The sequence below is a fragment of the Citrobacter sp. CK199 genome (assembly GCF_030333285.1).
GTDB classification, from domain to species: domain Bacteria; phylum Pseudomonadota; class Gammaproteobacteria; order Enterobacterales; family Enterobacteriaceae; genus Citrobacter_B; species Citrobacter_B koseri.
Window position 1 is genome coordinate 387,882 of the sequence record NZ_JAOWGF010000024.1, and the last position, 25,897, is coordinate 413,778.

Annotated in this window: 27 protein-coding genes and 1 pseudogene; 12 read left to right on the forward strand and 16 right to left on the reverse strand. The window is 54.5% G+C overall.

The window, feature by feature from the left end:
- Positions 1-166 precede the first annotated feature (166 nt).
- Positions 167-421, reverse strand: coding sequence for a GlsB/YeaQ/YmgE family stress response membrane protein (locus tag OGX75_RS05865; protein WP_012132092.1), 255 nt, complete (start codon positions 419-421; stop codon positions 167-169).
- 203 nt (positions 422-624) lie between these two features.
- Here OGX75_RS05865 and ycgR point away from each other — a divergent pair, with 203 nt between their 5' ends.
- Positions 625-1,359, forward strand: a complete 735-nt coding sequence (gene ycgR, locus OGX75_RS05870; protein WP_286451262.1) for a flagellar brake protein YcgR — start codon at positions 625-627, stop codon at positions 1,357-1,359.
- 12 nt (positions 1,360-1,371) lie between these two features.
- On the opposite strand, the gene emtA is transcribed toward ycgR, so the two are convergent.
- Entirely contained in the window at positions 1,372-1,983 is a 612-nt protein-coding gene (gene emtA / locus OGX75_RS05875) for a membrane-bound lytic murein transglycosylase EmtA (protein ID WP_012132090.1), read from the reverse strand.
- A gap of 100 nt (positions 1,984-2,083) precedes the next feature.
- On the opposite strand from emtA, the gene ldcA reads away from it, so the two are divergent.
- Positions 2,084-2,998, forward strand: a complete 915-nt coding sequence (gene ldcA, locus OGX75_RS05880) for a muramoyltetrapeptide carboxypeptidase (protein WP_115625609.1) — start codon at positions 2,084-2,086, stop codon at positions 2,996-2,998.
- Between the two features lie 96 nt (positions 2,999-3,094).
- Complete coding sequence (locus tag OGX75_RS05885) at positions 3,095-4,828, forward strand: potassium/proton antiporter (protein ID WP_047463283.1); 1,734 nt, start codon at positions 3,095-3,097, stop codon at positions 4,826-4,828.
- Here the strand turns inward: OGX75_RS05885 and OGX75_RS21260 are convergent.
- From OGX75_RS21260 to OGX75_RS05895, 3 genes and pseudogenes are all read right to left on the reverse strand, one after another.
- Positions 4,769-4,906: pseudogene (locus OGX75_RS21260) on the reverse strand (hypothetical protein); the annotation flags it as partial. The gene OGX75_RS05885 and the pseudogene OGX75_RS21260 sit on opposite strands and share 60 nt — an antisense overlap.
- A gap of 28 nt (positions 4,907-4,934) precedes the next feature.
- Positions 4,935-6,005: a catabolic alanine racemase DadX gene (gene dadX / locus OGX75_RS05890; protein WP_012132086.1), complete on the reverse strand. Its 1,071-nt coding sequence runs from the start codon at positions 6,003-6,005 to the stop codon at positions 4,935-4,937.
- 12 nt (positions 6,006-6,017) lie between these two features.
- Positions 6,018-7,316 (reverse strand): D-amino acid dehydrogenase, encoded by a 1,299-nt coding sequence (locus OGX75_RS05895; protein WP_012132085.1) that lies wholly within the window; start codon positions 7,314-7,316, stop codon positions 6,018-6,020.
- Between the two features lie 322 nt (positions 7,317-7,638).
- Here OGX75_RS05895 and OGX75_RS05900 point away from each other — a divergent pair, with 322 nt between their 5' ends.
- The gene (locus tag OGX75_RS05900; protein WP_024130273.1) at positions 7,639-9,171 is read left to right on the forward strand and encodes a SpoVR family protein; all 1,533 of its coding nucleotides are present in this window, start codon (positions 7,639-7,641) and stop codon (positions 9,169-9,171) included.
- 198 nt (positions 9,172-9,369) lie between these two features.
- Here the strand turns inward: OGX75_RS05900 and fadR are convergent, their stop codons facing one another.
- Positions 9,370-10,089: a fatty acid metabolism transcriptional regulator FadR gene (gene fadR, locus OGX75_RS05905; RefSeq protein ID WP_024130272.1), complete on the reverse strand. Its 720-nt coding sequence runs from the start codon at positions 10,087-10,089 to the stop codon at positions 9,370-9,372.
- 222 nt (positions 10,090-10,311) lie between these two features.
- Here fadR and nhaB point away from each other — a divergent pair, with 222 nt between their 5' ends.
- The 3 genes from nhaB (at position 10,312) to OGX75_RS05920 (ending at position 12,979) form a co-directional block, all read left to right on the forward strand.
- On the forward strand, positions 10,312-11,856 hold the full coding sequence (gene nhaB, locus OGX75_RS05910; RefSeq protein ID WP_286451261.1) for a Na(+)/H(+) antiporter NhaB: 1,545 nt from the start codon (positions 10,312-10,314) through the stop codon (positions 11,854-11,856).
- A 141-nt stretch (positions 11,857-11,997) separates the two neighbouring features.
- On the forward strand, positions 11,998-12,528 hold the full coding sequence (gene dsbB, locus OGX75_RS05915; RefSeq protein ID WP_024130271.1) for a disulfide bond formation protein DsbB: 531 nt from the start codon (positions 11,998-12,000) through the stop codon (positions 12,526-12,528).
- Positions 12,529-12,637: 109 nt separating this feature from the next.
- Positions 12,638-12,979 carry a TehB family protein gene (locus OGX75_RS05920; protein WP_047463267.1) on the forward strand — a complete coding sequence of 114 codons (342 nt, stop codon included), beginning with the start codon at positions 12,638-12,640 and terminating at the stop codon, positions 12,977-12,979.
- Between the two features lie 26 nt (positions 12,980-13,005).
- Here the strand turns inward: OGX75_RS05920 and ycgN are convergent, their stop codons facing one another.
- The 3 genes from ycgN to OGX75_RS05935 form a co-directional block, all read right to left on the reverse strand.
- The gene (gene ycgN / locus OGX75_RS05925) at positions 13,006-13,452 is read right to left on the reverse strand and encodes a cysteine cluster protein YcgN (RefSeq protein ID WP_047464034.1); all 447 of its coding nucleotides are present in this window, start codon (positions 13,450-13,452) and stop codon (positions 13,006-13,008) included.
- A 92-nt stretch (positions 13,453-13,544) separates the two neighbouring features.
- Positions 13,545-14,204, reverse strand: coding sequence for a fumarylacetoacetate hydrolase family protein (locus tag OGX75_RS05930; protein WP_012132076.1), 660 nt, complete (start codon positions 14,202-14,204; stop codon positions 13,545-13,547).
- Positions 14,205-14,274: 70 nt separating this feature from the next.
- On the reverse strand, positions 14,275-14,568 hold the full coding sequence (locus tag OGX75_RS05935) for a YcgL domain-containing protein (RefSeq protein ID WP_024130270.1): 294 nt from the start codon (positions 14,566-14,568) through the stop codon (positions 14,275-14,277).
- A 125-nt stretch (positions 14,569-14,693) separates the two neighbouring features.
- On the opposite strand from OGX75_RS05935, the gene minC reads away from it, so the two are divergent.
- Genes minC through minE form a run of 3 tightly spaced genes read left to right on the forward strand, consistent with a single transcriptional unit; the run spans position 14,694 to position 16,507 of the window.
- Positions 14,694-15,401 (forward strand): septum site-determining protein MinC, encoded by a 708-nt coding sequence (minC, locus tag OGX75_RS05940; RefSeq protein ID WP_024130269.1) that lies wholly within the window; start codon positions 14,694-14,696, stop codon positions 15,399-15,401.
- Positions 15,402-15,424: 23 nt separating this feature from the next.
- Positions 15,425-16,237, forward strand: a complete 813-nt coding sequence (gene minD, locus OGX75_RS05945) for a septum site-determining protein MinD (protein WP_047463261.1) — start codon at positions 15,425-15,427, stop codon at positions 16,235-16,237.
- 3 nt (positions 16,238-16,240) lie between these two features.
- Positions 16,241-16,507 carry a cell division topological specificity factor MinE gene (minE, locus tag OGX75_RS05950; RefSeq protein ID WP_003859937.1) on the forward strand — a complete coding sequence of 89 codons (267 nt, stop codon included), beginning with the start codon at positions 16,241-16,243 and terminating at the stop codon, positions 16,505-16,507.
- 88 nt (positions 16,508-16,595) lie between these two features.
- Here minE and OGX75_RS05955 read toward each other — a convergent pair whose 3' ends face one another.
- Entirely contained in the window at positions 16,596-17,513 is a 918-nt protein-coding gene (locus OGX75_RS05955; RefSeq protein WP_286451260.1) for a LysR substrate-binding domain-containing protein, read from the reverse strand.
- A 103-nt stretch (positions 17,514-17,616) separates the two neighbouring features.
- Between OGX75_RS05955 and OGX75_RS05960 the strand changes: the two genes are divergently transcribed.
- Positions 17,617-18,699: a tartrate dehydrogenase gene (locus OGX75_RS05960; protein ID WP_012132071.1), complete on the forward strand. Its 1,083-nt coding sequence runs from the start codon at positions 17,617-17,619 to the stop codon at positions 18,697-18,699.
- Positions 18,700-18,732: 33 nt separating this feature from the next.
- Here the strand turns inward: OGX75_RS05960 and rnd are convergent, their stop codons facing one another.
- The 5 genes from rnd to yoaA all read right to left on the reverse strand — a co-directional run bounded on the left by rnd (position 18,733) and on the right by yoaA (position 25,164).
- Positions 18,733-19,860 (reverse strand): ribonuclease D, encoded by a 1,128-nt coding sequence (rnd, locus tag OGX75_RS05965; RefSeq protein WP_130028869.1) that lies wholly within the window; start codon positions 19,858-19,860, stop codon positions 18,733-18,735.
- A gap of 69 nt (positions 19,861-19,929) precedes the next feature.
- Positions 19,930-21,615, reverse strand: a complete 1,686-nt coding sequence (fadD, locus tag OGX75_RS05970) for a long-chain-fatty-acid--CoA ligase FadD (protein WP_024130268.1) — start codon at positions 21,613-21,615, stop codon at positions 19,930-19,932.
- Positions 21,616-21,819: 204 nt separating this feature from the next.
- The gene (locus OGX75_RS05975) at positions 21,820-22,401 is read right to left on the reverse strand and encodes a Slp family lipoprotein (RefSeq protein WP_047463245.1); all 582 of its coding nucleotides are present in this window, start codon (positions 22,399-22,401) and stop codon (positions 21,820-21,822) included.
- 99 nt (positions 22,402-22,500) lie between these two features.
- The gene (tsaB, locus tag OGX75_RS05980) at positions 22,501-23,196 is read right to left on the reverse strand and encodes a tRNA (adenosine(37)-N6)-threonylcarbamoyltransferase complex dimerization subunit type 1 TsaB (protein WP_286451259.1); all 696 of its coding nucleotides are present in this window, start codon (positions 23,194-23,196) and stop codon (positions 22,501-22,503) included.
- A 57-nt stretch (positions 23,197-23,253) separates the two neighbouring features.
- Positions 23,254-25,164, reverse strand: a complete 1,911-nt coding sequence (yoaA, locus tag OGX75_RS05985; protein WP_012132066.1) for a DNA repair helicase YoaA — start codon at positions 25,162-25,164, stop codon at positions 23,254-23,256.
- A 129-nt stretch (positions 25,165-25,293) separates the two neighbouring features.
- On the opposite strand from yoaA, the gene OGX75_RS05990 reads away from it, so the two are divergent.
- Positions 25,294-25,638, forward strand: a complete 345-nt coding sequence (locus OGX75_RS05990) for a RidA family protein (protein WP_012132064.1) — start codon at positions 25,294-25,296, stop codon at positions 25,636-25,638.
- 7 nt (positions 25,639-25,645) lie between these two features.
- On the opposite strand, the gene OGX75_RS05995 is transcribed toward OGX75_RS05990, so the two are convergent.
- Positions 25,646-25,825, reverse strand: coding sequence for a YoaH family protein (locus tag OGX75_RS05995; RefSeq protein ID WP_012132063.1), 180 nt, complete (start codon positions 25,823-25,825; stop codon positions 25,646-25,648).
- Between the last annotated feature and the right edge of the window lie 72 nt (positions 25,826-25,897).

The window sequence follows — 25,897 nt, forward strand, 5'->3', positions numbered from 1 at the left end:
TTCTGACGTCTGTTGAATCCCCGTAAACGTGCCGGGAAGACGCCTCCCCTGACACGTTCACGACTGATAATGCGCCAGAGCGATAATGGGCATCAAGTGAACGGAAAACACGCCTGGGTAGCGTGTCGCCGATTTACGCACTCATCCCCACATCCGCTCTGTTCATTTAATTGCGCCGCAGAAGGCGAAAAACGCCGAGCACAACAATCGCCCCGACGACGGCCACCAGGAAACTGTGAAGATTGAACCCGCTGATGCTACCGCCGATACCAAACATGGTTGCCAGCCAGCCGCCGACAACCGCACCAACGATACCGAGAATACAGGTCAGTATAAAACCACCGCCATCGCGACCCGGCATAATCAGCTTAGCGATAACACCTGCAATCAGACCAAAAATAATCCAGGCAATAATTCCCATATTCAGGCCCTCTTTCCAGTGAAAGCATGCGCAAGACGTTCTTGCGCCAGTCCCTTAAGTATAGGCAAATCAACCGGCCATGCTTTTCATCCTGCGACGTTATGCGCTGGCGTTGATAAAAATTTCACCCATTTGTCTTAAGTTCCGTCATGCCATGCCGATAACCAAACGATAATCTGTCAGGCATCCAGGAGTCATTACGCGTGAGTCACTACAGTGAGCAGTTCCTGAAGCAAAACCCGTTGGCGGTATTAGGCGTACTCAAAGATTTAAACAAGAGCCAGGTGCCGCTACGCATCTCCTGGGCCGGGGGGCAGTTCATCAGTAAGATTCTGGACGTTAACGCGGAAAAACTGGTGATGGATTTCGGCAGCCAGGACTATGAAAACATCGCCGTTCAGCGCGCCAGACAGATAACCATTACCGCAGAAACGCAGGGCGCGAAAGTGGAGTTCATGCTGGATCAGCTCACCCGTGGCGAATACCAGCAGCTTCCGGCATTTATTACCGCGCTGCCGCCCGAGCTGTGGTTCGTTCAGCGCCGGGAGTATTTCCGTATTTCCGCGCCTTTGCATCCCCCCTACTACTGTCAGGCGAAAATGCCGGACGACAACACGCTACGTTTTCGCTTGTTCGATCTCTCGCTGGGCGGCATGGGTGCTCTGCTGGAAGAGAAAAAACCCGCCGGATTAACCGAAGGCATGCGCTTTTCGCAAATTGAGCTGAACATGGGGCAATGGGGCGTTTTCCACTTTGACGCCCAGCTTATTTCCGTCAGCGAACGCAGAGTGATTGACGGGAAAAATGAGACGATTACCACTCCCCGCCTGAGCTTTCGTTTTCTCAACGTCAGCCCGGCGGTGGAGCGGGAATTACAGCGGATTATTTTCTCTCTTGAACGGGAAGCGCGGGAAAAATCCAATAAGGTGCGTGAATAACCCCCGTGCGGGTTACATCGCATCCAGCGCTTGCTGGAGTTTCCAGATATAACGCGGCGCCTGCGGCGCAGGATGATTTTTGGCAACGTGCTCGAAAAACTCATCCGCGCTCAGATCGTTGATTTTCTCAATCGCTTTTTTGCGATCGGAAGAGAACGTGCGCAGCAGCGCGCCCGCGCCATTGGCATAAGAGACCACCAGCGCGTACTGCATCACCTGCGGATCGTTAATACCGGCCAGCGACCCGTGTTCCAGAATACTCAGGTACGCCGTCCCCATCGAGATATTCCGCTCCGGGTTTTTCAGTTCGCTGGTCGACGGTTCGCCGCTCCAGCCCATATGACGATAAACATCGCGCCCGGACGTCGAGGCCTTCAGTTGCATTAACCCAACCGCCCCGGATTTACTGACCACCGTCGGATTACCGCCCGATTCAATTGCGATGATCGCGGTAATCAGACGCGGGCTGACGCCCCAGGCTTCCCCGGCTTTTTCACTTATCGGCATCCACTGCATTGCCCGTTTAACCGGGACTTCGGCGTTCCAGGGCGGATTCTTGTAATCCTGCTTTGAACTACAGCCCGCCAGCAATACAACCAAAAAAGCAAACCATCTCAATTTCACGTCATCTATCCTTATAGCCGGAATTCGCCGCTGCGAGTGACAACGACATGCTCAATCGGCATGATATACATTTGGTTTTAGATGTCAGCAAGGAATTGCCATGTCCCTGTTTCACTTAATCGCCCCATCGGGTTACTGCATCAATCAGCAAGCGGCTTTACGCGGCGTACAACGGCTGATCGAATCTGGCCACCAGGTGGATAACGCCGCCGTCATTGGCCGCCGTGACCAGCGTTTTGCCGGTTCAGACGCCGAGCGTCTGGCGGATGTTAACGGCCTCGCCCGCCTGACGACGCCCGATACCATTGTGATGCCGGTTCGCGGCGGTTACGGCGCCAGTCGTCTGCTGGAGAGCATTGACTGGCAGGCGCTCATCGCACGGCAACAGGCGAACCCGCTGCTGATCTGCGGCCACAGCGATTTTACGGTGATTCAGTCCGCCCTGCTGGCGCTGGGCAAGGTGATAACGTTTAGCGGCCCCATGCTGGCGGCGAATTTCGGCGCGGAGGAGATGAACACCTTCACCGAGCGCCATTTCTGGCGGGCCTTGTGCAACGCGCAGTTCACGGTGGAGTGGCAAGGTAACGGCCCGACATGTGAAACGGAAGGCACGCTGTGGGGCGGCAATCTGGCCATGCTGGTCTCCCTTATCGGCACCCCGTGGATGCCCGCCATTGAAAATGGCGTACTGGTGCTGGAGGATATTAACGAGCATCCTTTCCGCGTTGAGCGAATGCTTCTGCAACTGTATCACGCGGGGATTCTGACCCGGCAGAACGCGCTGATATTGGGCAGTTTCAGCGGTAGCGCGCCGAATGATTACGATGCCGGTTACGATCTTGACGCGGTTTACGCGTTTCTGCGTTCCCGTCTCTCCATCCCCGTCGTGACCGGTCTGGATTTTGGTCATGAGCAACGCACCGTTACGCTGCCGCTCGGCGCCCACGCGGTGCTAAAAAATGGCGAAAATGGCAGCCAACTCACACTCTCCGGCCATCCTGTCCTCAAATCATAAAAAAAGCCGTCGCCTGGGCTAAGTAAAACGCTGTTTCTGTCGTTATTATGTTAGGGTTTATTATTAGAAACAGCGTAATTCAGGAGTAACATAACGTTGGATGCCGCAGCCATTATTAGTCTTTTCATTTTAGGTTCAGTCCTCGTAACCTGTAGTATCTTATTAAGTTCATTCTCATCTCGTCTTGGCATCCCTATTCTGGTTATCTTTCTCGCGATTGGCATGCTCGCGGGTGTTGATGGCGTTGGCGGTATCCCGTTTGACAATTATCCTTTCGCGTACATGGTGAGTAACCTCGCGCTGGCAATTATTCTGCTGGATGGCGGGATGCGTACCCAGGCCAGCTCCTTTCGCGTCGCCCTGGGCCCGGCGCTCTCGCTCGCGACGGTAGGGGTACTGATTACCTCCGGTCTCACCGGCATGATGGCCGCCTGGCTCTTTCATTTGAATCTCATCGAAGGGTTGCTGATTGGCGCCATTGTCGGTTCAACGGATGCGGCTGCCGTTTTTTCTCTGCTGGGTGGTAAAGGGCTTAACGAACGCGTCGGTTCGACGCTGGAAATCGAATCCGGGAGTAACGACCCGATGGCGGTTTTCCTGACCATCACGCTGATAGAGATGATTCAGAAACATGAGACCGGCCTGAGCTGGCTTTTCGTGCTCGATATCATCCAGCAGTTTGGACTGGGGATCATGCTGGGGTTAGGCGGCGGATATCTGCTTCAGCAAATGATTAACCGGATTGCCTTGCCCACCGGGTTATATCCGCTGCTGGCGCTGAGCGGGGGAATTCTCGTTTTCGCCGTGACCACCGCGCTGGAAGGCAGCGGCATTCTGGCCGTTTACCTGTGTGGATTCCTGCTGGGCAACCGCCCTATCCGCAACCGGTTTGGCATCCTGCAAAACTTTGACGGCCTGGCCTGGCTGGCGCAAATCGCCATGTTCCTCGTGCTGGGACTGCTCGTTACGCCATCCGATCTGCTGCCTATCGCCGTTCCGGCGCTGGTGCTGTCAGTCTGGATGATTCTGGTGGCTCGCCCACTCTCCGTTTTCGCGGGCCTGCTGCCGTTTCGGGGCTTTAATCTGCGTGAGCGGATCTTCATCAGTTGGGTGGGGCTGCGTGGCGCCGTGCCTATCATCCTGGCGGTTTTTCCGATGATGGCCGGGCTGGAGAATGCCCGACTGTTTTTTAATGTCGCATTCTTTGTGGTGCTGATATCGCTGCTGTTCCAGGGAACGTCCCTGACCTGGGCGGCCAAAAAAGCCAAAGTGGTGGTGCCTCCCGTCGGCTGGCCGGTTTCGCGTATCGGGCTGGATATTCACCCGGAAAACCCCTGGGAGCAGTTTGTCTACCAGTTGAGTGAAGATAAGTGGTGCGTCGGCGCCGCACTGCGCGATCTGCATATGCCGCAGGAGACCCGCATCGCCGCCCTGTTTCGCGACAACGTGCTGTTCCACCCGACCGGAAGCACCCGTTTACGCGAAGGCGACGTTCTGTGCGTTATCGGACGTGAGCGCGACCTTCCGGCGCTGGGCAAACTGTTCAGCCAGTCGCCGCCGGTCGCGCTGGATCAGCGTTTTTTCGGCGATTTTATTCTCGAAGCCAATGCGAAATTTGCTGACGTCGCCCTGATTTACGGTCTGGACGAGGGAACGGAATATCGCGATAAACAGCAGACGCTGGGGGAAATCGTACAGCAGTTGCTGGGTGCCGCGCCGGTTGTGGGCGACCAGGTGGAGTTTGCCGGCATGATCTGGACGGTCGCAGAGAAAGAAGACAACGCCGTGCGTAAGGTCGGGGTTCGCGTCGCGGGGGATGAAATGGAATAATGGAGACGCTGCCGGATGGCGGCGTTGACACGCCTTATCCGGCCTACACTCTGCCCTCTGTAGGCCGGATAAGCACAAGCGCCATCCTACGGCGCCACAAAAAAAGTTACGCCGTCACAACCGGAACACGCGGCGCCAGCGCGCACATCAGTTCATACCCCACCGTTCCCGCCGCAGAGGCGACATCATCAATCTTGATCTCTTTCCCCCACAGTTCCACAGACGTACCGATACCCGCCTGCGGGCACGGCGTCAGATCCACTGCCAGCATATCCATCGACACGGTGCCAACCGTTCCGGTACGCACACCGTCCACCAGCACTGGCGTGCCGTTTGGCGCATGACGGGGATAACCATCCGCGTAGCCCGCCGCCACAATCCCGATGCGCTGCTCCTGAGTCGCGGTATAGCGTCCGCCATACCCGACCCGATCGCCCGCTTTCAGCGTCTGTACGCCAATAATCTGGCTACTCAGGGTCATAACCGGTTTCAGCCCGGTATTGGCGATATCCCGCCACTGCCCTGACGGCGATGCGCCATACAGAATAATTCCGGGTCGCACCCAGTCGAAATGGGCTTCAGGATGCCACAGCGTAGCCGCTGAATTCGACAGCGAGCGACGGCATTCAAGCCCTTCCGTCGCATGGGCGATTTTCGTCATCGCCTGGTCGATCCCTTCCGGGTGCTCAGCATCGGCAAAGTGCGACATTAACGTCATTTCGCCCACATTCGGCAGCGCCCGCAGTTGCTGCCAGACGGTCTGTACCCGCTCGGGTAAAAAACCCAGCCGGTTCATGCCGCTATTCACTTTGAGATAAACATCCAGCGGCGCGTTCAGGCGCGCGTTTTGCAACACTTTGAGCTGCCAGTTGCTGTGTATGCAGGTCGTCAGACGGTATGTGTCATATATGGCCAGCTCATCGGCATGGAAGAACCCTTCCAGCATTAAGATCGGCCCTTTCCATCCCCGCTCTCGCAGCGTAATCGCCTCTTCGAGATTGAGCATGGCAAAGCCGTCGGTCGCCCCCAACGCCGTCCAGATACGCTCGATACCATGTCCGTAGGCATTGGCTTTCACCACCGACCAGACGCGTGCGTCCGGGGCGGCCTGGCGCACAATGCCAAGATTTTGTTTCATCGCCTGCAGGTCAAGGCTGGCCAGTATAGGGCGGGTCATCTCGCTTCCTTATTAGTTATGCGCGCCATGAAGATGCCGGGGTCGTGACGGCGTAAAGCCAGGGCTGTACCGCGCTACGCTCAGGTCGTCATAAGGAATAGCAGGTGTACGACCTGAAAGAATATCGCTCAGTAATTGCCCTGAACCGCAGGCCATTGTCCAGCCCAGCGTCCCATGCCCGGTGTTCAGCCACAGGTTTTTGAAGCGCGTCCGTCCGATCACCGGCGTACCATCCGGGGTCATTGGCCGCAGTCCGGTCCAGAACGTGGCTTGTTCCACATGCCCTCCGCGCGGGAAGAGATCGCGTACGACCATCTCCAGCGTTTCACGACGCGGTTGTAATAATTCAGTGTTAAAGCCGACAATTTCCGCCATTCCCCCCACGCGAATGCGCTTATCAAAACGGGTAATGGCAATTTTGTAGGTTTCATCAAGGATAGTCGAAACTGGCGCGCCATCGTCCTGTGCGACCGGAATCGTCAGCGAATAACCTTTAAGCGGATAGACCGGAATATCGACGATCCCTTTGAGCATCGCCGTCGAGTAAGAGCCAAACGCCATCACGTAAGCATCGGCTTTGATGATGTCATCCCCGCACTTCACGCCGTAAATTTGTTCACCTTCGTACAGCAGTTTTTCCACCGGCGTGTTGAAGCGAAACGTCACGCCCGCCTGTTCCGCCATCTGCGCCAGGCGCTGAGTGAACAGCTGGCAATCTCCGGTTTCATCATTGGGCAAACGCAGGCCGCCGGTCAGTTTGTGCGCCACTTCCGCCAGCGCAGGTTCAACCTCCGCCAGACGGCTGGATTCCAGTAGCTGATACGGTACGCCGGCATCTTCCAGAACGGCGATATCGCGGGTGGCGTTCTCATACTGTTGCGCGGTACGGAATAACTGCAATGTTCCGCCCTGACGCCCTTCATACTGAATGCCGGTTGAGGCGCGCAGCGCTTTCAGGCAATCACGGCTGTACTCCGCCAGACGCACCATGCGCCCTTTGTTCTCCATGTAATGGCGGGTGTCGCAGTTACGCAACATTTGCCACATCCACTTCAACTGAAACTGCGTCCCGTCCAGGCGAACAGCCAGCGGCGCATGGCGCTGGAACATCCACTTGATGGCCTTCAGCGGTACACCCGGCGCCGCCCACGGCGCGGCATAGCCCGGAGAAATTTGTCCGGCATTCGCCGCGCTGGTTTCCAGCGCCGGGCCAGGTTCACGATCGATGACGGTGACGTCATGCCCAGCCTGACACAGATACCAGGCGCTGGTTACGCCAACGACGCCACTTCCCAGTATGACAACTCGCATAGCCACTCCGTTAACAGTAAAAGAACAATCTTCTAATTACATCTTGATAACTCAGTTGAAAATATTATTCAACATATGGCTTTTTTATGGTGACGCACCTCACATCTGCCTCTGTTGTCAGGGATCTCTCTGCTTTGGCATCTCCTGCTGTGCGTCATTTTTATCCAGCATAAAATATCGCAGCCATGCCAGTTTCTGGCGTGCCGGCGCTGCGAAATCGCAAAGAAAAATTTTCTTCATCAGCACGTTTTTTAACACGGTGTTCTATGCTTGAAATGAGGTGCTCCAGACAGAGAGTGCCGCCAACAATGAGGGTGCGCGAATGGCTACGATTGATTCCATGAACAAGGACAGCACACGTTTGAGCGATGGACCCGACTGGACGTTTGATCTGCTGGATGTCTATCTGGCGGAGATTGACCGCGTCGCGAAACTCTACAAACTGGATACCTATCCGCACCAAATCGAGGTGATCACCTCTGAGCAGATGATGGATGCCTATTCCAGCGTCGGGATGCCGATCAACTATCCTCACTGGTCGTTTGGCAAAAAATTCATTGAAACCGAGCGCCTGTATAAGCATGGTCAGCAAGGGCTGGCCTATGAAATCGTCATTAACTCCAACCCGTGTATCGCTTATCTGATGGAAGAGAACACCATTACTATGCAGGCGCTGGTGATGGCGCACGCGTGCTATGGGCATAACTCTTTCTTCAAGAATAACTACCTGTTCCGCAGTTGGACCGACGCCAGTTCGATTGTCGATTACCTGATCTTTGCCCGTAATTACATTACCGAATGCGAAGAACGCTATGGCGTGGACGAAGTTGAAAAGCTGCTGGATTCCTGCCATGCGCTGATGAACTATGGCGTCGATCGCTACAAACGCCCGCAAAAAATTTCGTTGCAGGAGGAGAAAGCCCGGCAGAAAAGTCGCGAAGAGTATCTGCAAAGCCAGGTGAATATGCTGTGGCGTACTCTGCCGAAGAAAGAGGAAGAGAAAGCCGTCGCCGAAACGCGGCGTTACCCGTCTGAACCGCAGGAAAACCTGCTCTACTTTATGGAAAAGAACGCGCCGTTGCTGGAGTCATGGCAGCGCGAGATCCTGCGCATCGTGCGCAAGGTCAGCCAGTATTTCTATCCGCAAAAACAGACGCAGGTGATGAACGAAGGCTGGGCGACGTTCTGGCACTACACCATCCTGAATCATCTTTACGATGAAGGTAAAGTGACCGAGCGCTTTATGCTGGAGTTTTTACACAGCCACACCAATGTGGTGTTCCAGCCGCCGTACAACAGCCCGTGGTATAGCGGAATTAACCCTTATGCGCTTGGCTTCGCGATGTTCCAGGACATCAAACGCATTTGCCAGTCGCCAACGGAAGAAGATAAATACTGGTTCCCGGATATCGCCGGTTCAGACTGGCTGGAAACCCTGCATTTCGCGATGCGTGATTTTAAAGACGAGAGCTTTATCAGCCAGTTCCTGTCACCGAAAGTGATGCGTGATTTCCGTTTCTTTACCGTGCTGGACGACGACCGGCACAACTATCTGGAAATTTCAGCCATTCACAATGAGGAAGGTTATCGCGAGATCCGCAATCGGCTTTCGTCGCAGTACAACCTGAGCAATCTGGAGCCGAATATTCAGATCTGGAATGTGGATTTACGCGGCGATCGCTCTTTGACGCTACGCTATATTCCTCACAACCGCGCACCGCTGGACAAGGGACGTAAAGAGGTGCTGAAACATGTGCATCGCCTGTGGGGGTTTGATGTCATGCTGGAGCAGCAGAATGAGGATGGCAGCGTTGAGCTGCTGGAGCGGTGCCCGCCGAGAATGAACAGCCTGTAGTTTAATTGCCGGATGGCGGTGTAAACACCTTATCCGGCCTACAAACAGCACACCACCGTAGGCCGAATAAACAAAACGCCATCCGGCGCAAACAAACAGCACACCGCCGTAGGCCGGATAAGCAAAGCGCCATCCGGCGCGAACAAACAGCACATCACCGTAGGCCGGATAAGCGGAGCGCCATCCGGCGTATAACGATTAGCGGCCCTGAATGGCCAAATCGCCTGGCAAATTCTTCTGCATACGATGCCAAATCTCACCGCTGTCATGACCGTAACGGCGTACCGTTTCGTACACCTGGTCATGCGCGCCCTGCTCGCAAAGCGATGACAGCTTATGGTAGAAACCGAGCGCCAGGCTCCGGGCTTCCGGGTTGGCGAAATAGTGACGACCAATGCGGGTATACAGCCCTTTCATCCCGTTCAGGATCAGACCGTAAATCGGATTACCGGAGGCAAACGCCAGACCGCGGAAAATGTTGTAATCCAGCTCCGCGAACGCATCGGCGTAGTCGGCCACTTCATTCGCCGTCGCCAGTACCTCCTGCGCCTTATCAGGATGCTGACGAAACGCGGTGCGGATAAAAATCGTGGAGATATTGGTTCGCACCGACAGCAGATTATCAATCAGTTGCGGCACGCTTTCATGATCAAGACGCGCGAGCGTTTCAAGAATATTCAGCCCGGACGTTTCCCAGAAATTGTTCACCTTTGTCGGTTTGCCGTGTTGAATCGTCAACCAGCCGTCTCGCGCCAGGCGCTGCAATACTTCGCGTAACGTGGTGCGTGTCACTCCGATAAGTTCGGAGAGTTCACGTTCGGCAGGCAAAATAGTGCCAGGTGGGAAGCGGTTATTCCAGATACTTTCAATGATGTACTCTTCCGCGAAACCCGCCGGGCTCTGCGCCTTAATGACCATAGTGAGATTTCCATTACACAGCAAAACATAGTTACACTCATCATACCAGACGGGTTTCATGGCTGATAGCGGACAGGATGAAGAAAAAGGGGATCAAGGCTTCATTTTCTGGATAACGCCGCGCCATCACGTTAAGGACTTGCCTGCTTTTACCCTGACCGCTAAGCTTTGCGCCTAAACATAAAAACATGATTCTCACATTTACAGGTAAGGGAAACTGCCATGGAGCTCTCCTGGGGTCGCGCATTCTGGCGCAACTTTCTGGGCCAGTCGCCTGACTGGTATAAACTTGCATTAATCGCTTTTTTAATTGCTAATCCACTGATTTTCTTCATCAACCCATTTGTAGCGGGCTGGCTGCTGGTCGCTGAATTTATTTTCACGCTGGCGATGGCGCTGAAGTGCTATCCCCTGCTGCCAGGCGGATTACTGGCGATTGAAGCGGTCATCATTGGGATGACCAGCGCAGCGCATGTGCGTGAAGAGGTTGCCGCCAACCTCGAAGTGCTGCTGCTGCTGATGTTCATGGTCGCAGGCATCTACTTTATGAAGCAGTTGCTGCTGTTCATTTTTACCCGCCTGCTGCTTAACATTCGTTCCAAGATGCTGCTGTCGCTCGCATTTTGTATGGCTGCCGCCTTCCTGTCCGCTTTCCTTGATGCCCTGACCGTTGTCGCGGTGGTCATCAGCGTCGCGGTCGGCTTTTATGGCATTTATCATCGCGTCGCCTCTGCGCGCGGCGAAGAGAACGATCTCCAGGATGACGACCACCTCGACCAGAACAGTAAAGCGGTGCTGGAGCAGTTTCGCGGTTTCTTGCGCAGCCTGATGATGCATGCGGGCGTAGGCACCGCGCTGGGCGGCGTCATGACGATGGTTGGCGAACCGCAGAACCTGATTATCGCTAAAGCGGCGGGCTGGCATTTCGGCGATTTCTTCCTGCGCATGTCGCCGGTGACGGTTCCGGTGCTAATTTGCGGGCTGCTCACCTGCGTGCTGGTCGAGAAACTGCGCTGGTTTGGCTATGGTGAAACGCTGCCGGAAAAAGTGCGTCATATTTTGCAGGAGTTCGACGATCAAAGCCGTCAACGTCGTACACGCCAGGACAAACTCAATCTGTTTGTGCAGGCGATTATCGGCGTCTGGCTGGTGACGGCGCTGGCACTGCATCTGGCGGAAGTGGGCTTAATTGGCCTGTCGGTCATTATTCTGGCCACGTCACTCACCGGCGTCACCGATGAACACGCGATTGGCAAAGCATTTACTGAGTCCTTGCCGTTTACCGCGCTGTTGACGGTTTTCTTCTCCATCGTGGCGGTCATTATCGATCAGCATCTTTTCGCCCCGATCATCCAGTTCGTTTTACAGGCTTCCGAACATGCGCAATTAACGCTGTTCTACCTTTTCAATGGCCTGCTGTCGTCCATTTCCGATAACGTGTTCGTCGGGACGATTTACATCAATGAGGCTAAAGCGGCTATGGAAAGCGGCGCAATCAGCATGAAACAGTACGAACTGCTGGCGGTAGCGATCAACACCGGCACCAATTTGCCGTCCGTGGCGACGCCAAACGGCCAGGCGGCATTTTTATTCCTGCTCACCTCTGCGCTGGCGCCGCTGATTCGTCTCTCTTATGGCCGTATGGTCTGGATGGCGTTGCCATACACGCTGGTGCTCACCCTCGTTGGTTTACTCTGCGTCGAGTTTACCCTCACCCCCATCACGGAGTGGATGACGCAATCTGGCTGGTTAGCTACATTCTCATAACATCAAACCGGGCAAATCACTGCCCGGTTTGACTTTTTGCATGATAATTATCCGATTATACTTTATTTCATTTCCCACTACTGGCGCATAAATTGAATTGGTTTACACTGCGGTGTCTACGCATGTTGCAGGGAAATAATTATGTTGCGATTTTTAAACCAGTGCTCACGGGGTCGGGGCGCGTGGTTACTGATGGCGTTAACTGCCTTTGCGCTCGAAATGGTAGCGCTGTGGTTCCAGCACGTCATGCTGCTCAAACCTTGCGTGCTATGTATTTACGAACGTAGCGCGTTATTCGGTGTGATGGGCGCGGGTCTGGTTGGCGCTGTCGCCCCTAAAACGCCGCTGCGTTATGTGGCGATAGCGATCTGGATTTACAGCGCCTGGCGCGGGTTGCAGTTGGCCTATGAACACACGATGATCCAGCTTCATCCTTCGCCGTTCATGACCTGTGATTTTGCTGCGCGCTTCCCGACGTGGCTGCCGCTGGATAAATGGCTGCCGCAGGTCTTCCTGGCTTCCGGCGACTGCGCCGAGCGTCAGTGGTCGTTTTTAACCCTGGAGATGCCGCAGTGGCTGTTGGGGATTTTTGCGGCGTATCTGGCGATCGCGATCCTGGTGTTGATTGCTCAACCGTTTAAGCCGAAAAGACGCGATCTCTTTAGTCGATAACAGAACGCTCCTTCGGGAGCGTTTTTTTTCGCCTGACGGCGTTGCTTCCGGGCATCTATAAGATGTATATTAAATACATCTTATAGATGCCCCCACAAGGAGACGCCTTATGTCCCATTTACGCATCCCGGCAAACTGGAAAATTAAACGTTCCACTCCCTTCTTCACCAAAGAGAATGTGCCAGCCGCACTGCTCTCCCACCATAACACCGCTGCGGGTGTCTTTGGGCAACTCTGCGTGATGGAAGGCACGGTCACTTACTACGGTTTCGCTAACGAAGATGCCAAAGAACCAGAACTCAAAGTGGTCATTAACGCCGGTCAGTTTGCGACCAGCCCGCCGCAATACTGGCACCGCATCGAATTAAGCGACGATGCGCAATTCAATATCAATTTCTGGGTTGAAGACGACAACCACGGCGATGAAATGTATCAGGCGAAAAAAGCGTAATTAACGCTTGCTGAACAATGGGCGGTTCAGTCCGCCCATGAAGGTTTGTTTAAGATGTGATCCTGCCAGTCCCGCACTTCAGATTCTTTCACCGCAATATGGCGCACAGAAATACGCTCGCCGTGCATCGCCGCTTTCGACCCGGTCAACAACGGATGCCAGCCCGGCAGCCCCTTTCCTTCCGCTAACAAGCGATAGGCGCAGGTCATCGGCAACCATTCAAAGGTTGGCAGATTATCGCGGGTGAGTTTAATGCAGTCTGGCTCGTACTCGAACCGACGTTCATAGTTACGACACTGGCAGGTTTTGATATTCAACTGACGACACGCTACGTTGGTGAAATAGATTTCGTCGGTGTCTTCATCCATCAGTTTGTGCAGGCAACACTGGCCGCATCCATCACACAACGACTCCCACTCGGCATCGGTCATGTCATCCAGGGTTTTACTTTGCCAGAAAGGTATGTCGCTCATCAGGGTATCCGCCATTACTGTAAAGCTGCACCTTATAACCAGTCTGGCACGCTGATGCAAGTTTTGCCGCCCGAAAAGGCGGCAAGCAGAGATTACAGGACGCGCGTCGTCAGCGTTTGACCGTTAAAACTGACTTCCAGCTCGTCGCCGCTTTGCAACGGGCCGACGCCTTCCGGTGTGCCGGTCAGGATCACGTCTCCCGCCTTGAGCGTGAAGAAACGGCTCATGTAGGCGACGAGCGGCACGATGTGGTGGATCATCTCCGCTGTCGAGCCTTGCTGACGGATTTCGCCGTTCACTTTCAACCCGAGCGCGGTATTTTGCGGATCGCCATGAAACTCCGAAACCGGAATAAAACCTGACAGCGGGCAGGAATTATCAAACCCTTTTGCTTTTTCCCAGGGCTGACCGGCTTTTTTCATTTTGCCCTGAATATCCCGCAGCGTCAGATCGAGCGCCACGCCATAACCGGCAATCGCCTTGCGGACATGCTCTTCCGTCGCCTGGCGCAGAGTTGAGCCAATCAATATCGCCAGTTCGACTTCATGGTGAACGGCGCCCATGTCCGTTGGAATCGCCAGCGGCTGGCGCAGATCGCACAGCGCCGTTTCCGGTTTAATAAAAAGAACGGGTTCATCCGGCGTTGCGCTACCCATCTCCTTAATATGCTTTGCGTAGTTACTGCCTACACAAACCACTTTACTTACCGGGTAATCAAGCAGAGCACCTTGCCAGTTGTGATGTTGATACATTATTTTCCCCTAACGTAATCGTGGATTTCAGGAACTGCATCGACAGGGCGTTCGCATTGCCGGATACAGTTTAACTTTTAGCGTCTGGTTTATTTTCGCCCGGCGCAGAAAGATGTTGTTTGAGTAAATCTTCCGGCGGTGGCGGCAGTTGTAAATAATACCCCTGGTCGGTTAACGCTTGTTTTACTTTCTCCAGGTCGGCATTCACTAATTTCTTACGCCCATCCAACGGCAGAATCATTGCCAGCGTTGGCTGCCCGAATCCCTTCATCAGATCTTCAGGAACCCGTGAGAAATCGTCTTTTTTTTCGACGTATAAATAGGTCTGGTCGCGTTTGCTACTTCGATAGATCACACAAAACATACTTTTACTCTGAATTAACGGGATGGTGACTTGCCTCAATATAATACTGACTATAACATGCCTTCTAGTCTTCGGAATATCGCCCCGCATTGGGGATGATAAATAGCAAATTGAGTAAGGCCAGGATGTCAAACACGCCAATCGAGCTTAAAGGCAGTAGCTTCACCTTATCAGTGGTTCATTTGCACGAAGCTGAACCCAAGGTTATTCGTCAGGCGTTGGAAGACAAAATCGCTCAGGCACCTGCTTTTTTAAAACATGCTCCCGTGGTCATTAACGTCAGCGGCCTTGAAAGTCCAGTAAACTGGCCTGCGCTGCAAGAGGTGGTGACGTCTACCGGTCTGCGTATTATCGGCGTTAGCGGCTGCAAAGACGCGGCGCTAAAAGCGGAAATTGACGAGATGGGTCTTCCTTTACTGACTGAAGGTAAAGAGAAAGTCGCTCGTTCCGCCCCGGTTGAAGTCCCGGCACCGAGCGCGCCGCCGCAAAATGTTACCCCCATCACAAAAACGCGATTAATTGACGTACCGGTTCGTTCCGGTCAGCGCATTTATGCTCCACAATGTGATCTAATTGTTACAAGTCACGTCAGCGCTGGCGCAGAGTTAATCGCAGACGGTAATATCCACGTTTATGGCATGATGCGGGGCCGTGCGCTGGCAGGTGCCAGCGGCGATCGGGAAGCGCAAATTTTTTGTACCCATCTGACGGCAGAACTGGTGTCTATCGCAGGTGTTTATTGGCTGAGTGATAAAATCCCGGCAGAATTTTATGGCAAAGCGGCGCGTCTGCGGTTAGCAGATAACGCTTTGGCAGTTCAACCGTTGAATTGATCCCTTTTTAACAAGGAATTTCTATGGCACGCATTATTGTAGTTACTTCGGGTAAAGGGGGCGTTGGCAAGACCACCTCCAGCGCGGCCATCGCTACTGGTTTGGCCCAGAAGGGAAAGAAAACTGTCGTTATCGATTTCGATATCGGTCTGCGTAACCTCGACCTGATCATGGGATGTGAGCGTCGTGTCGTTTACGATTTCGTGAACGTGATTCAGGGCGATGCAACGCTAAACCAGGCGTTAATCAAAGATAAGCGCACTGAGAATCTCTTTATTCTTCCGGCATCGCAAACCCGCGATAAAGACGCGCTGACCCGTGAGGGCGTAGCAAAAGTTCTCGATGACCTGAAGACAATGGATTTCGACTTTATCGTCTGCGACTCTCCGGCGGGCATTGAAACCGGCGCGCTGATGGCGCTCTATTTTGCCGATGAAGCGATTATCACCACGAACCCGGAAGTCTCCTCAGTACGTGACTCTGACCGTATTCTGGGCATTCTGGCGTCAAAATCTCGTCGTGCTGAAAACGGCGAAGACCCGATTAAAGAGCATCTGCTGCTGACGCGTTACAACCCAGGCCGCGTTAACAGAGGCGATATGCTCAGTATGGAAGACGTGCTGGAAATCCTGCGCATCAAACTCGTGGGGGTTATCCCGGAAGATCAGTCAGTCCTGCGCGCATCCAACCAGGGAGAGCCGGTTATTCTCGACATCACTGCTGATGCGGGTAAAGCCTATGCAGATACCGTAGAACGTCTGTTGGGAGAAGAACGTCCTTTCCGCTTCATTGAAGAAGAGAAGAAAGGTTTCCTCAAACGCCTGTTCGGAGGATAAGTTATGGCATTACTGGATTTTTTTCTCTCGCGGAAAAAGAGTACAGCCAACATCGCTAAAGAGCGACTGCAAATCATTGTTGCGGAGCGCCGTCGCAGCGACGCCGAGCCGCATTATTTACCGCAGTTGAGAAAAGATATTCTCGAAGTCATCTGCAAGTATGTGCAAATTGATCCAGAAATGGTCACCGTACAGCTTGAGCAAAAAGACGGCGATATTTCAATTCTCGAGCTTAACGTGACATTACCGGAAGCCGAAGAGTCCAGATAATCTCTTTTCGGATAACGCAACGCGATAAAAAGGCAGAGTATTCTGCCTTTTATTTGCTGCTGTGCCATAAACAGTAACGCGGCGGTGCTTATTCCAGGCTGAACTTCGGGTAGCGCTCCTGAAAATAGCGGCGCAGAAATTCAACCGTAATGCGAATTTTTGCCGACGAGGAAAGACGGGAAGCAGAGACCGCCCAGATATTGGCAGGCTGATAATATTCCGGCAGAATCTGCACCAGATGGCCGCTGGCAATGTTATCGCAGACATCCCACCACGACCGCAACGCAATGCCCTGCCCGTCCAGACACCATTGATGCACAATCTCACCGTGGTTGGAGGACAGTGACCCTGTCACTTTAATCGAATATTCCCGTTCTTTTGTGCGTAACTGCCAGACGCCAAAGGGATGGTCACGCTCTTTAATCACCAGACACGGAAAGGCTGCCAGATCGCTGAGCTGCTTCGGCGTGCCGTGCTGCGCCAGAAACGCCGGTGATGCGCATAAAATACGGTAATTGGTTCCAAGCTTATGCGCGATTAAATTAGAGGCAATCTCATCACCAATACGAATATCAAGATCGACCCCTTCATTCACCAGATCCACCAGCCGGTCCTCAACGTCAAACCGCAACTCCAGCTGTGGATACTGCTTCGCCAGCGCCGACAGCGCGGGCGCAACAATCCGCCGACCGAAGCCAAAACTGCTGATAATACGCAGCATACCTTGTGGGACTTGCCGCACATCAGACAGCTCATCCATCATCTGATCCACATCCTGCAAAATGCGCTGCGCCCATTCGTAAATACGCTCGCCCTCTTCCGTGATCGTCACCCGCCGGGTCGTTCGGTGGAGCAGCACCACGTTCAGCGTCTGCTCCAGCAACGCCACCCGTTTGCTGATAAACGCCGGCGAAACGCCCAGTTCCTCCGCAACCGCGCTAAAACCCGCACGCCGGGCAACCCGCATAAAGACGCGTAAATCATTCAGGAGAGGCAGATTATTCATGATCTGTGTTTTATGTTTCACCAGTTGGAAGGATTAACTCTCAATCAGTCAATTATAGGATAAGGGGTAAGTCAATTTTGACTGCTGATAAGTGAGAGCTGGTATGAAGAAAACCTGTCGTATTGCCGCTATTCCCGGAGACGGTATTGGTAAAGAAGTCCTGCCTGAAGGTATTCGCGTATTGCAGACTGCCGCTGAACGCTGGGATCTCTCGCTCAGCTTTGAGCCGATTGAGTGGGCCAGCTGCGAATATTATGCACATCACGGTACGATGATGCCTGACGACTGGCATGCGCAGCTAAAATCGTTTGATGCGATCTATTTCGGCGCCGTCGGCTGGCCGGATACCGTCCCGGACCATGTTTCATTGTGGGGATCGCTGCTGAAATTCCGCCGCGAATTTGACCAGTACGTTAACCTGCGTCCGGTACGTCTGTTTCCCGGCGTTCCCTGCCCGCTGGCCGGAAAAAAAGCGGGAGATATTGATTTCTACGTCGTGCGCGAGAACACCGAAGGGGAATACTCCTCGCTGGGCGGGCGCGTTAATGCCGGAACCGAGCACGAAGTGGTGATTCAGGAGTCGGTATTTACCCGGCGCGGAGTGGATCGCATTCTGCGCTACGCCTTTGAGCTGGCGCAAAGCCGACCGCGCAAAACGCTGACGTCCGCCACCAAATCCAACGGCCTGGCCATCAGTATGCCTTTCTGGGATGAACGCGTTGAAGCAATGGCGCAACACTACCCGGAGATTCGTTGGGATAAGCAGCATATCGACATTCTGTGCGCCCGCTTTGTCATGCAGCCGGAGCGCTTTGACGTGGTTGTCGCCTCAAATCTGTTTGGCGATATTCTGTCCGATCTTGGCCCGGCCTGTACCGGCACCATCGGCATTGCGCCTTCCGCAAACCTGAACCCGGAACGCACATTCCCGTCGCTGTTTGAACCGGTACACGGCTCTGCGCCGGATATATACGGCAAGAATATCGCCAACCCTGTTGCCACCATCTGGGCGGGCGCCATGATGCTGGATTTCCTCGGCAATGGCGATACGCGCTACCGGGAGGCACATGACGGTATTCTCGCGGCCATTGAGCAAGTTATCGCTAACGGCCCGAAAACACCGGATCTGAAAGGCGCCGCCTCCACCCGGCAGATGGCGGAGGCGATCTGTCAGGCGCTGCGCTAATGACGGAGCGGCCGGATAGCGGCCATCATCGTATTACAGCGGATATTCCTGCAACAGATTCCGCAGTTTTTCCGCCATCAGTTCCGCACGCCAGCCGGAGATGAGTTCCGGCTGCGTGGCCTGCGGTTTTAACTTCCAGTGCCAGTTAAGCAACTGGTTGATTTGCCGACGCGACGCCAGCAATTCCGCACTGACATTGTGCGTCGCGCTAACGTCCGCCACCAGCGCTTTGATGGCTTTAAACGCCTTGCGATAACCTGGCATATCCATCAGGTTCAGCAAGGGTTCCGGCAGCGTCTCTTCCGGCAGCGCCTGCGCCTTCTCCACTAACGCGATCAGCGTCTTACCGTGAAAACGAATTTCGCTGCCAGAAAGCCCCAGGCTGTCCAGTTCGCCCAGACTCCCCGGCATATAGCGCGCCACCGCCCACAGGTGCTCTTCGCGCACCACAAAGTTGACCGCCAGATCGCGCTCACGCGCCTTGCGCAGCCGCCAGTCGGCCAACAGTTGCAGGCAGGCCAGTTGACGGGTACGCAACTGCCACGCATTGGTGATGTCACGCCAGGCATCTTCCGGCGCCAGAATTTCCTGACGACGCTGCTGCATCAGACGGCACTCATCCAGCGCCGCAGGCAGCCAGCCGGATGCTTCGGTTTCGACCATCAGTTTTTTGGTGATCGGTAACAAATACCAGACGTCCGCCGCCGCATACTCGCACTGGCGTTCGGTTAACGGTCTTGCCAGCCAGTCGGTACGGGACTCGCTTTTATCCAGCGCGACGCCCGTAAACTCCTCGACCATCGCGGCAAAACCCCAGGACAAGGGGCGGCCGCAAAATGCGGCAAGGATCTGCGTGTCGATCAGCGGTTGCGGCAGCTCCCCGAAGGTATTGAGAAAAACCTCCAGATCTTCGCTGCCCGCATGCAAAAATTTGGTTATCGCGGTATCACGCAACACGGCGCGCAGAGGCGACCAGTCGGTAATGCCGTGAGGATCAATCAGGGCGACATGCTCGCCATCAAACAGCTGGATAAGCCCAAGTTGCGGGTAATAGGTACGCGTACGGACAAACTCCGTATCAAGGGCAATCGCCGGAAATGCCCGAACCGCTTCACATAACGTCGCCAGCGCGTCGTCCGTAGTGATCATTTGGTAATTCAAATCATATTCTCTTTAGTTTGCGCCAAAAAAAACGCCGGCTTAACCGGCGTCTGGCGACTTGCTTAAAGCTCAGGCTTTATTGTCTACTTTGCCACGCGCTTCGTCACGTAATTCTCGTCGTAAAATTTTTCCGACGTTCGATTTAGGCAGTTCGTCGCGAAACTCCACCAGCTTCGGCACTTTATACCCCGTCAACTGGCGACGACAGAAGGTAATCAATGCCTCGTCGGTCAACGCCGGGTCTTTCTTCACGACAAAGATTTTCACGCTTTCACCGCTGCTGCCCGAAGGCACGCCGACTGCCGCCACTTCCTGAACGCCAGGATGCTGCATCACCACGTCTTCAATTTCATTAGGATAGACGTTAAAGCCGGAAACCAGAATCATATCTTTTTTGCGATCGACGATGCGCAAGAACCCTTCGTCATCAATCACCGCGATATCCCCCGTGTAAAGCCAGCCGTCTTTGACGATTTCATCCGTCGCGTCCGGGCGCTGCCAGTATCCCAGCATCACCTGCGGCCCCTTCACGCACAGCTCGCCAGGCTCGCCTGTCGGCACCTCGTTGCCCTCGTCATCCACCAGTTTTACATCGGTAGAGGGAACGGGCAGCCCGATACTGCCGCTGTGATAATCGATATCATGCGGGTTCACGCTGACCAACGGCGCGCACTCGGTCAGACCGTAGCCTTCAAGCAAATATTGTCCGGTCAGTTTCACCCAACGTTCTGCAACCGCATGCTGTACCGGCATACCGCCGCCAGCAGAAAGGTGCAGCGTAGAGAAGTCCAGTTGCTGGAATTCTTTGTTGTTCAGCAAGGCGTTAAACAGGGTGTTAACGCCGGTCATCGCGGTAAACGGATATTTCGCCAGCTCTTTCACCATGCCCGGAATGTCGCGCGGGTTAGTGATGAGCAGGTTTTGCCCGCCCAGTTCAATAAACAGCAGGCAGTTCATGGTCAACGCAAAAATGTGATACAGCGGCAACGCCGTCACCACCAGCTCTTTCCCCTCATGCAGCAACGGCCCGTAGGTGCCTTTTACCTGCTCCAGGTTTGCCAGCATGTTGCGGTGCGTCAGCATCGCGCCTTTCGCTACGCCGGTTGTACCGCCCGTGTATTGCAGGAACGCCAGATCGTCGGTGACCAGCTCAGGCTTCACGTACTGCATCCGATAACCTGCGTGTAGCGCGCGGCGAAAAGAGATCGCATCCGGCAGGTGATATTTCGGCACCAGACGCTTAATGTATTTCACGACAAAGTTAACCAGCGTACCTTTCGCGGTAGAAAGCTGGTCGCCCATGCGCGTCAGAATTACGTGCTGTACGGACGTTTTATCGACCACTTTTTCCAGCGTGTGGGCAAAGTTAGAGACGATCACGATAGCCGCCGCTCCGCTGTCATTGAGCTGATGCTCAAGCTCACGCGGCGTATACAGCGGGTTGACATTCACGACGATCATCCCGGCGCGCAAAATACCAAACAGCGCGACCGGGTATTGCAGCAGATTCGGCATCATTAGCGCGACGCGGTCGCCTTTTTTGAGGCCCAGTCCTTCCTGCAAATAAGCCGCGAATGCCCGGCTGCGCTCTTCCAGTTTGCGGAAGGTCATCACCTCCCCCATATTGACGAACGCAGGCTGGTCGGCGTAACGCACGACGGCATGTTCAAATAATTCAACCAGGGATTGATAACGGTCAGGATTGATCTCCGCCGGGACATCAGCGGGATATCGGTTAAGCCAAACCTTCTTCAAAGCATCACCTCTAAAATGAGTGTTCGTCGTCATCGCAACCCCAGTTAATAAACAAGTCGTTAACATAATATTAACTCAGCGTACCAGTTTATTAATCACTCAACGAAAAGGTTGCGAAGCGCGTCACTATTTATTTTTCTTATGTCCGTATTAATGCAGAAACAGCGGACCAGCCGCTGTTTCTTTTACTGATAAAACAAGGGGTTATTCAGTTACGATCGTTTGAACCTGTGCGGGGCCTGGGTTATACCATCCCCAACCGCCATAGCCGTACGGCCAGCCTCGTCCACCGTAGAACCAGGGATCGATCGGCTGCGGCGGCATGACGATCTGCTGAGTAAGGTGCCAGCGTTTATAGCCCGTTGCCTGCATCAGCATAAACTTATACGGCGTACTGCCGACCTTACCGTCCACCGTGCCGGTAATCGGCCCAACGACCGTCACCAGTTGCCCACGGAAGTCTACCGGGTCAAGGAAGCCGTTCACGTCGGCATAAATCCGCCCTCGCGAAGCCTCACCGAGGATCGGACGCGCGCCGTTATCAAGCGGCACGCTGGCGATTTCCAGCCGCGTTTTTCCCTGCTGGTTTTGCACATCCACCACTTTACCGCCAAAACGCGCTTCCTGGCCGACGTACAGCTGCGGCGCATTCATAACCCGCACCAGATCCTGCTGCGGCGTGGGACTGGAACCTTTGATGGCATCCGGGACGGTAACGCAGCCACTCAGCGTTAACGCGACCACTCCCGCCAGAATTCCTTTCATTACCTGTTGTTGAACCGCCATAGTGCGACTCCTTTTTTCTCAGCACATATTCTCGTCATACTTCAAACTGCCTGTGTGTAACAGCTACGTTCAAATTATTCAGGGTGATAATACTGAGATTCATTCTTTGCCCGGAAGTTTCTTCCACGCGACGTTGTTACGTAAATAAACCGGTTCGGCCTGTTCAACCGCGACGGTTTTCCCCGCTGCCAGCATCTGACTGGCGAGAGGCAGCATATCCTCCGCTGCCGGAAGCAGAACGTCGCCATCGCGCAAAGCCAGACCGCTGTCTTTACCCAGATCAGGCCATGCAGGCCAGCCTGTGCCAACAGTAACCCACTCCCCGGAAAGCTGCTTCAACCGTTCGCTAACCAGCCCGGGATTTAACACGGCCTCGGTCTCTTCCCCGTGCCAGACGCCATTTTCATCACGCTGGTATTCCGCCCAGTAGACTTCGCCCATACGTGCGTCAATCGCCGCCAGCACGCGCGTTGCGCCGCTTTTACGCCAGGCGCCCTGCGCCATTGTCGCCAGCGTTGAAACGCCAGTCATCGGCAGGTTCGCGCCCAGCGCCAGCCCCTGCGCAATGCCAATGCCAATACGCACGCCGGTAAAACTGCCGGGGCCGCGACCAAACGCCAGCGCGTCGATATCGGTAAGCGTAATGCTGTTGGCGGCCAGGATATCCTGCACCATCGGCAAAATACGTTGGGTATGTTCTCGTGGGCAAAGCTCAAAATGAGCGTTGATATTACCGTCATTCCACAGGGCAACGGAACACGCTTCTGTGGCGGTATCGATAGCCAGAATTCGCATGGGTCTTCGTGCTTAAATCAATAAAATGGCGCGCATCTTACCATACTCCGTAACAAATTACTCGGCCGTTGGTATGGCGAGAAATCTGACGGCGCGGGCGATGTCCCGGGTGCGCGGCGTGGGCGGCAGGCTCGCCAGGAAGGTGGCGCCATACGGTCGCATCACCAGCCGGTTATCACAAATCACCAACACCCCACGATCGTCGGAATCGCGAATCAGACGCCCCACCCCTTGTTTCAGCGTGATGACCGCGTCGGGTAGCTGCACTTCATCAAACGGATCGCCGCCGCGCAGACGACAATCCTCCATCCGCGCTTTCAGCAAGGGATCGTCAGGAGAGGTAAAAGGTAATTTATCGATAATCACCAGCGACAGCGTATCGCCGCGCACATCCACCCCTTCCCAGAAGCTGCTGGTTGCGACCAGTAGCGCATTACCGGCGCTGACGAACTGTTGCAGCAGTTGACCTTTGCTGGTTTCGCCCTGCAACAGGACGGGCAGCGTCATGGTGGCGCGGAACTGTTCCGCCAGATCGCGCATCATGGCATGCGACGTACACAGCATAAAGCAGCGGCCATTGTTGGCTTCGATGATCGGTCTTAACATTGCCGCCAGCTGTCGGGCAGAGCCCGGCTGGTTAGTTTGCGGCAGGTTACGCGGCACGCACAACAGCGCCTGGCGGGTATAGTCGAACGGACTGGGCAACAGCATCGATTCGGCCTGTTCAATGCCCAGCCGCGCCGTAAAGTGATGGAGATCGTCGTTCACCGACAGCGTGGCAGAGGTAAAAATCCAGCTGCCGGGTTTCTGCGCCATCACCTCTTTGAATTTATCCGCGACCGTAAGCGGAGTGAGCGCCAGCGTGAAATGGCGCGACGTGCATTCGTACCAGTAGCTGTACCCTGGCTGGTTGATCTCTTTTAAGCGTTTCAGCCGCGCACGATACAAGGTCGCACGCTCGAAAGCGGCATCCAGCAATGCGGAACGCCCCAGAGACAGTTTTGCCACGTCGTAGCAAAGCTCAAGCGTATCGTCGAGCAGCAATAGCGCGCGCTGTACCCGTGGGTCGGCCAGCAGCTCACGTAAATTTCCGCGATAGCCCGGCTCGCCCAGTTGCAGGCGAAAATCCTGCGCGCTCTGCGCCAGTCGGTCAGCGCATTTCTGCAACTGCTGAGTATCTTTCAATTCCGTGCGGTAGGCGATGGTAAAATCTTTCGCCAGGTCGAGAAGCTGTCGGCTGGAGAGCGACTGGCCGAAATACTGGCTGGCGATATCAGGAAGCTGGTGGGCCTCATCGAAGATCATCACCTCCGCCTCCGGGATCAGTTCGCCAAACCCACTCTCTTTGACCACCATATCCGCGAGGAAAAGATGGTGGTTGACGATAACCACATCGGCGTCCATCGCCTTTTTACGCGCTTTAACCACAAAACAGTCTTTATACAGCGGGCAGTCGCTGCCCAGACAGTTGTCATTGGTGCTGGTGACCAGTGGCCACGCCTGCGAGTCTTCCGCTACGCTGACGCAGGTACTGATGTCGCCGTCTTCGGTCTGATTCGACCACGAACGCAGCAAAATCACATCGCTTAAAATTTGTACCGGCAAATCGCCGCCCGCCAGCGCTTGCTGTTCGAGACGTTCCAGACAAAGATAGTTAGAGCGTCCTTTCAACAGTGCCAGTTTACCGGTGAATTTGAGGGCGTTTGAGACGGTGGGAAGATCGCGACTGTAGAGCTGATCCTGCAACGCTTTCGATCCCGTCGAGATGATCACTTTTTTTCCGGCGCGTAACGCCGGCGCGAGGTAGGCATAGGTTTTGCCTGTCCCCGTCCCGGCTTCGACAACAAGCGGTTGTGATTTTTCAATAGCATGCGTGACGGCAACGGCCATCTGCCGCTGTGGTTCGCGCGGTTTAAATCCCGGTATCGCTTTAGCCAACTGACCGTCTGCTGCAAAATCGTCCGTCACACTACCCCCTGTTGATTTGAACAGGGATTATGTCAGGACGCCGTCGCTTACGCCAGTTGAAGAGGTGACGGCAACGCAACATTATGGCAGTCTTGCCGCGTCGAACGGAAAGTTAACGAGGAATGATTTATGACTATCATACGTATTGATGCCGAAGATCGTTGGTCTGATGTAGTAATCCATAACAACACGCTTTATTACACCGGTGTGCCGGAAAACCTCGACGCCGATGCGTTTGAACAGACCGCCAACACGCTGGCGCAAATTGACGCGGCGCTGGAAAAACAGGGCACCCGGAAGTCACGTATTCTTGATGCCACTATTTTCCTGGCCGATAAAAGCGATTTTGCCGCCATGAACAAAGCCTGGGACGCGTGGGTCGTTGCCGGTCACGCGCCGGTACGCTGCACGGTGCAAGCCGGGCTGATGAACCCGAAATACAGAGTTGAGATCAAGATTATCGCCGCAGTGTAACGCGACGTTATTCGTCCTCATCCTCAAAACGCGCCACGATCCGCTCGCCGGTATGGGTGGCGCGCAGTTCATCCGCCACCTGCGCGATTGCCTGTCCGCTGCTCATTCCTTGCGACATCAGTTCCTGAATGCGCTCTACCGCTTTTTGTTGCTGCTCGTGGCTGAGTGAAGGTAAACCTGCAAACATTGTTAACTCCTGCTAAATTGTCTGCGCTAATTATTTCATGCTACCCGGCACATAGCCAGTAGACCAGGACCG

Coding starts and splice junctions, on each gene's coding strand:
- tsaB (WP_286451259.1), bottom strand. CDS start 23,196: ATGCGAATTCTGGCTATCGATACCGCCACAGAAGCGTGTTCCGTTGCC.
- dsbB (WP_024130271.1), top strand. CDS start 11,998: ATGTTGCGATTTTTAAACCAGTGCTCACGGGGTCGGGGCGCGTGGTTA.
- OGX75_RS05865 (WP_012132092.1), bottom strand. CDS start 421: ATGGGAATTATTGCCTGGATTATTTTTGGTCTGATTGCAGGTGTTATC.
- OGX75_RS05975 (WP_047463245.1), bottom strand. CDS start 22,401: ATGGCGGTTCAACAACAGGTAATGAAAGGAATTCTGGCGGGAGTGGTC.
- OGX75_RS05990 (WP_012132064.1), top strand. CDS start 25,294: ATGACTATCATACGTATTGATGCCGAAGATCGTTGGTCTGATGTAGTA.
- nhaB (WP_286451261.1), top strand. CDS start 10,312: ATGGAGCTCTCCTGGGGTCGCGCATTCTGGCGCAACTTTCTGGGCCAG.
- OGX75_RS05935 (WP_024130270.1), bottom strand. CDS start 14,568: ATGTTTTGTGTGATCTATCGAAGTAGCAAACGCGACCAGACCTATTTA.
- ycgN (WP_047464034.1), bottom strand. CDS start 13,452: ATGAGCGACATACCTTTCTGGCAAAGTAAAACCCTGGATGACATGACC.
- dadX (WP_012132086.1), bottom strand. CDS start 6,005: ATGACCCGCCCTATACTGGCCAGCCTTGACCTGCAGGCGATGAAACAA.
- OGX75_RS05900 (WP_024130273.1), top strand. CDS start 7,639: ATGGCTACGATTGATTCCATGAACAAGGACAGCACACGTTTGAGCGAT.
- minD (WP_047463261.1), top strand. CDS start 15,425: ATGGCACGCATTATTGTAGTTACTTCGGGTAAAGGGGGCGTTGGCAAG.
- OGX75_RS05960 (WP_012132071.1), top strand. CDS start 17,617: ATGAAGAAAACCTGTCGTATTGCCGCTATTCCCGGAGACGGTATTGGT.
- OGX75_RS05955 (WP_286451260.1), bottom strand. CDS start 17,513: ATGAATAATCTGCCTCTCCTGAATGATTTACGCGTCTTTATGCGGGTT.
- minE (WP_003859937.1), top strand. CDS start 16,241: ATGGCATTACTGGATTTTTTTCTCTCGCGGAAAAAGAGTACAGCCAAC.
- fadR (WP_024130272.1), bottom strand. CDS start 10,089: ATGGTCATTAAGGCGCAGAGCCCGGCGGGTTTCGCGGAAGAGTACATC.
- ldcA (WP_115625609.1), top strand. CDS start 2,084: ATGTCCCTGTTTCACTTAATCGCCCCATCGGGTTACTGCATCAATCAG.
- minC (WP_024130269.1), top strand. CDS start 14,694: ATGTCAAACACGCCAATCGAGCTTAAAGGCAGTAGCTTCACCTTATCA.
- OGX75_RS05995 (WP_012132063.1), bottom strand. CDS start 25,825: ATGTTTGCAGGTTTACCTTCACTCAGCCACGAGCAGCAACAAAAAGCG.
- OGX75_RS05930 (WP_012132076.1), bottom strand. CDS start 14,204: ATGTATCAACATCACAACTGGCAAGGTGCTCTGCTTGATTACCCGGTA.
- OGX75_RS05895 (WP_012132085.1), bottom strand. CDS start 7,316: ATGCGAGTTGTCATACTGGGAAGTGGCGTCGTTGGCGTAACCAGCGCC.
- OGX75_RS05920 (WP_047463267.1), top strand. CDS start 12,638: ATGTCCCATTTACGCATCCCGGCAAACTGGAAAATTAAACGTTCCACT.